Genomic DNA, 4,616 nt, shown 5'->3' on the forward strand with positions numbered 1-4,616 from the left:
CCACCGGCGCCCCCGGCCCCCGTGCGCCGCCGGGCCCGCGGCCGCGGAGGCCGGGGCCACCGCGATGCTCGACGTCTCCGACGGCCTCGTCCGCGACGCCGGCCGACTGGCCCGCGCGGGCGTCGTCGTCCTCGACCTGTCCAGCGAGCTGCTCGCGCCGCACCGCGACGCCGTCCTCCCCGTCGCCGACCTCCTCGGCGTCGAGGCCTGGCGGCTCGTCCTCGAGGGCGGTGAGGACCACGGCCTGCTGGCGACGTTCCCCCCGGAGGCCGTGCTGCCCGAGCAGTTCACGCCCGTCGGGGTCGTGCGCGCGGGCACCGCCCCGGCCGTCCTCGTCGACGGCGAGCGCTACGGCGGCGCGGGCGGCTGGGACCACTTCGGCTGACGGGCGGCGACCGGGGACGCGCCGCCGTGCTCCCGCACCTGCGGAGGACGGCGCGGCTGCCTCCGAGGACGCGAGAGGCCGGCGACCCCGTGCGGGGTGCCGGCCTCTCGGGACGTGCGGTGCGTCAGCGCGTGATCTTGCCCGCCTTGATGCACGAGGTGCAGACGTTGCGGCGCTTGGGCGTGCCGCCCTCGACGACGCGCACGCGCTGGATGTTCGGCACCCAGCGGCGCTTGGTGCGCCGGTGCGAGTGCGAGATGGAGTGGCCGAAGCCCGGCCCCTTGGCGCAGATGTCGCAGGTGGCAGCCACGGTCTCTCCTACGGTGCTCGGCTCGTCGCGGTCCGCCGCCGCTCGTGCGCGGGGGCCGCCCGGCGCGGGAGCGCCGGTTCGTCAGGGTGCTGCGGCTCCGCCGGCCCTGGGCAGGGCAGCGCTCGCCGCGGTCGCGGGACACAGTAGCCGAGGTGGCGCCGCGGCCCAAAGCGGGCCACCGGCGGTCATCGGCCGGCGCAGGGCCGGGCGAGCCGCCTCCGGCGGAGGGGCTGTGGACGACGAGCCGTGCCTGGCCGGTGCCGTCGGCGGCCGGGCCTACTGTGCGGGCATGGCAGGGGGACCGTCGTCCGAGCGGCCCGCGGCCGGCGCCCCGGGGCTGCCCGCGCCGCGGGGGGCCGAGCACTCCGGCCCCGTCCCCGTCACGACCGGGCGGATGGCCGAGCCCCTCGGCCGCGCCGTCGGCCTCCCCACGGCGAAGGCGCTCGAGGCGCACCTCGGCCTCGTCACGGTGGGGGACCTGCTGCGCCACTACCCGCGCGACTACCGCCGCCGCGGCCAGCTCACCGACCTCAGCGGCCTCGAGGTCGGCGAGCACGCCACCGTGCTGGCGCGGGTGTCGTCGGTGCGCCACCGGAAGATGCAGCGCCGCCCCGGCTACGTGGTCGACGTCGTCGTCGAGGACGGCGCGGTGCGCGTCCCCCTCACCTTCTTCCCCCGGCACGGCGGCGCGCTCGCCCACCTCCTGCGCGAGATGGTCGTCGGCCGCACCGGCCTGTTCTCGGGGAAGGTGAACCTCTACCGGGGCTCGCTGCAGCTGGTGCACCCCGAGCACCACATGAGCGGCCCCCGAGGCGGCCCGGAGGTGGGCCAGGACGACGACGCCGCCGGCGGCGCCGGCGGCGCCGAGGACCTGGCCGCCGAGGGCGCCGCGATGGACGCCTTCCTCAGCGGCGTCCTGCCCATCTACCCGGCGACGCAGGGCGTCCAGAGCTGGACGATCGCCAAGGCCGTCGGGATCGTCCTCGACGTCCTGGCCGAGGAGGACGTCCCCGAGCCGCTGCCCGACATGGTGCTCGCCCGGCACGGGTTCCCCGGCCTGCTCGACGCGCTGCGCGCCGCCCACCAGCCGCAGCACCCGGGCCACGAGGAGCGCGCTCTCGAGCGGCTGCGCTACGAGGAGGCCTTCGTCCTGCAGGCCGAGCTGGCGCGCCGCCGGCTGCGCGTGGGCACCCAGACCGCCGTGCCGCGGCGGCCCCGCCCCGACGGGCTCCTCGCCGCCTTCGACGAGCGGCTGCCCTTCGCGCTCACCGACGGCCAGCGGGAGGTGGGCGAGGAGGTCGCGGCCGACCTGGCGCGCACGGCGCCCATGCACCGGCTCCTGCAGGGCGAGGTGGGCTCCGGCAAGACCGTCGTCGCCCTGCGCGCCATGCTCGCCGTCGTCGACGCCGGGGGGCAGGCCGCCCTGCTCGCGCCCACGGAGGTGCTCGCCGCGCAGCACCACCGCTCGCTCACGGCGATGCTCGGCGACCTCGCCGAGGCCGGGACCCTCGGCGGGGCCGACGTCGCGACGCGGGTGGCGCTGCTCACGGGCAGCCTCGGCGCCCGCGCCCGGCGGGAGGCGCTGCTGCAGGCCGCGAGCGGGGAGGCCGGCATCGTCGTCGGCACCCACGCCCTCCTGCAGGAGGCCGTGCAGTTCGCCGACCTCGGCCTCGTCGTCGTCGACGAGCAGCACCGCTTCGGCGTCGAGCAGCGGGACGCCCTGCGCGCCAAGGCCTCGGCCACCCCGCACCTGCTCGTCATGACGGCGACGCCGATCCCGCGGACCGTGGCGATGACGTCGTTCGGCGACCTCGAGACCTCCGTGCTCCGCGGGCTGCCCGCCGGTCGCTCGCCCATCGCCTCGCACGCCGTCAACGCGGGCAACGCCGCCTGGGTGGCGCGGATGTGGCAGCGCGTGCGCGAGGAGGTCGACGCGGGGCGGCAGGCCTACGTCGTCTGCCCGACGATCGGCGACGAGGAGGGCGCCGGGCCCGGCAGGGGTGAGGGGGTGCCGGGCGCGGACGGGCCGGCGGAGGAGCCGCCGGGCGGGAGCGGGCGCGAGGAGGACCGCGTCCTCGTCTCGACCGCGGCGGTGGACGCCCTGCTCGCCGAGGAGCCGTCGCTCGCGGGGGTGCGCCGCGGCGTCCTGCACGGGCGCATGCCCCCCGAGGAGAAGGACGCCGTCATGCGGTCCTTCGCGGCCGGCGACCTCGACGTCCTCGTCGCCACGACCGTCGTCGAGGTCGGCGTCGACGTCCCCAACGCCACGTGCATGGTCGTCATGGACGCCGACCGCTTCGGCATCTCCCAGCTGCACCAGCTGCGCGGGCGCGTGGGGCGCGGCGGCCACGCGGGGACCTGCTTCCTCCTGTCGCCGCTGCCCGAGCACGCCCCCGGTGTGGCGCGGCTGAAGTCGGTCGCGGCGACGACCGACGGCTTCGCCCTGGCCGAGCTCGACCTCGAGACCCGCGGCGAGGGCGACGTGCTCGGAGCGCGCCAGTCCGGGGTCCGCTCCTCGCTGCGCCTGCTGCGCGTCGTCCGTGACGTCGACGTCATCGAGGAGGCGCGGTCGGACGCCGCGCAGGTGCTCGCCGTCGACCCCGAGCTCCGGCGCCACCCGGCGCTCGCCGGTGCGGTCACCGAGCTGCTGCGCCCGCAGCACGAGTCCTTCCTGGAGCGCGGGTGAGCCGCCGCGACCGGGAGGCGCTGGTGCGGGCCGACGGGCTGCTCGTCGGCTACACGGGCGAGCCCGTGTCCCCGCCGACGACCTTCCGCCTCGACCCGGGGCGCGCGCTGGCCCTCGTCGGCCTCAACGGGGCCGGCAAGACGACGGTGCTCAAGGCGGTCCTGGGGCAGCTGGTGCCGGTCGGCGGCACGCTCGAGGTGCTGGGGCGCCCCGTCGACGAGCGCTCCGTCGCCTTCCGGCGCGACGTCGCCAGCGTGCTCGACGTCGACGCCCACTTCCCGGGCCTCACCGTGCGCGAGCACCTCGACCTCGTGGCCCGCGGGCACGGCGTGCGCGACGCCGACGACGTCGTCGACCAGGCCGTCGCCGACCTGGGCCTGGAGCCGGTGGCCGAGCACCTGCCCTCGGCCCTGTCCTCCGGGCAGCGGCGGCGGATGCTGCTGGCCGCGGCGCTCGTGCGCCCGCGGCGCCTCCTCGTGCTCGACGAGCCCGAGCAGCGCCTGGACCTCGCCGGGCGCGAGGACGTCGTCGACCGGCTGCTCGAGGAGAAGGAGGCCGGCGTCGGCGTGCTCCTCGCCACGCACGACCCGCTGCTCCTCGAGGCCGTCGCCGACCGGGTGCTCCTGCTCGCCGCCGACGGCGCGCGCCGGGTGTCCGCGGCCGAGGCGGCGCGGGAGCTCGGCCGGTGAGCGCCTCCCACGGTGGGCCCGGTCAGCGGCAGGCGCACGGGCAGCACGACGGCCCGGGCGACGGCCCGGACGAGGGCGGAGCCGGCGACCTCCCCGAGCACGTCCTGCGGCCGGTGGCCGTCGGCCCCGGCAGCAGCGCGGCCCAGCTGCGCGCCACGGTGCGCCGCGCCGCGCGGCGGGCGAGCGGGGCCACGGTCGGCGACCTCCTCGGCGACGTCTACACCGGCGTCTTCGCCGTGGCCCTGGCGCTGCTCGTGCTGTCGGGCTCGCGGGGGCGCCTCGGCGCGCTCGGCGGGGTGAGCGCGCTGGGCGAGCCGCTCCCCGGGGCCGACGTCCCGCCGCCCGTGCTCGTCACGGCGGCGCTGCTGCTCGTCGTCGGCGCGACGGCCGGTCTGCTGGGCCGGCTCGGGCCCCTCTCGCTGCCGCCCCCGCAGGCGGCGTGGTGGCCACCCAGCTCCCGACGACGGTGCTGCTCTTCCGCTACCCGCTGCGCTACCTGGTCGTCGTCCAGGTGGCCGTGACGGTGCTGGCGGTGCTCGCCGTCTC

At 78.2% G+C, this 4,616-nt stretch carries 4 protein-coding genes and 1 pseudogene; 4 read left to right on the plus strand and 1 reads right to left on the minus strand.

What is annotated here, in order from left to right; translation table 11 throughout:
- Positions 1-385, plus strand: a pseudogene (locus HLB09_RS13335) (thiamine-phosphate kinase); the annotation flags it as partial.
- Positions 386-509: 124 nt separating this feature from the next.
- Here HLB09_RS13335 and rpmB read toward each other — a convergent pair.
- A complete protein-coding gene (rpmB, locus tag HLB09_RS13340) occupies positions 510-695 on the minus strand; it encodes a 50S ribosomal protein L28 (protein ID WP_171203836.1) in 186 nt (61 codons plus the stop codon).
- 289 nt (positions 696-984) lie between these two features.
- On the opposite strand from rpmB, the gene recG reads away from it, so the two are divergent.
- Genes recG through HLB09_RS13355 form a run of 3 tightly spaced genes read left to right on the plus strand, consistent with a single transcriptional unit; the run spans position 985 to position 4,591 of the window.
- Positions 985-3,381 carry an ATP-dependent DNA helicase RecG gene (recG, locus tag HLB09_RS13345; RefSeq protein ID WP_212771053.1) on the plus strand — a complete coding sequence of 799 codons (2,397 nt, stop codon included), beginning with the start codon at positions 985-987 and terminating at the stop codon, positions 3,379-3,381.
- A complete protein-coding gene (locus HLB09_RS13350; protein ID WP_171203837.1) occupies positions 3,378-4,070 on the plus strand; it encodes an ABC transporter ATP-binding protein in 693 nt (230 codons plus the stop codon). Before recG ends, HLB09_RS13350 begins: the two co-directional genes overlap by 4 nt.
- Entirely contained in the window at positions 4,067-4,591 is a 525-nt protein-coding gene (locus tag HLB09_RS13355) for a hypothetical protein (RefSeq protein WP_171203838.1), read from the plus strand. The genes HLB09_RS13350 and HLB09_RS13355 overlap by 4 nt, the downstream gene beginning before the upstream one ends.
- The last annotated feature ends 25 nt before the right edge of the window (positions 4,592-4,616 follow it).

The organism is Pseudokineococcus marinus, assembly GCF_013004605.1.
In the GTDB taxonomy this organism is placed as follows: Bacteria; Actinomycetota; Actinomycetes; order Actinomycetales; family Quadrisphaeraceae; genus Pseudokineococcus; species Pseudokineococcus marinus.

Bases quoted from the DNA above. Each gene is read 5' to 3' on its own strand.
- recG (WP_212771053.1), top strand. From the start codon at position 985: ATGGCAGGGGGACCGTCGTCCGAGCGGCCCGCGGCCGGCGCCCCGGGG.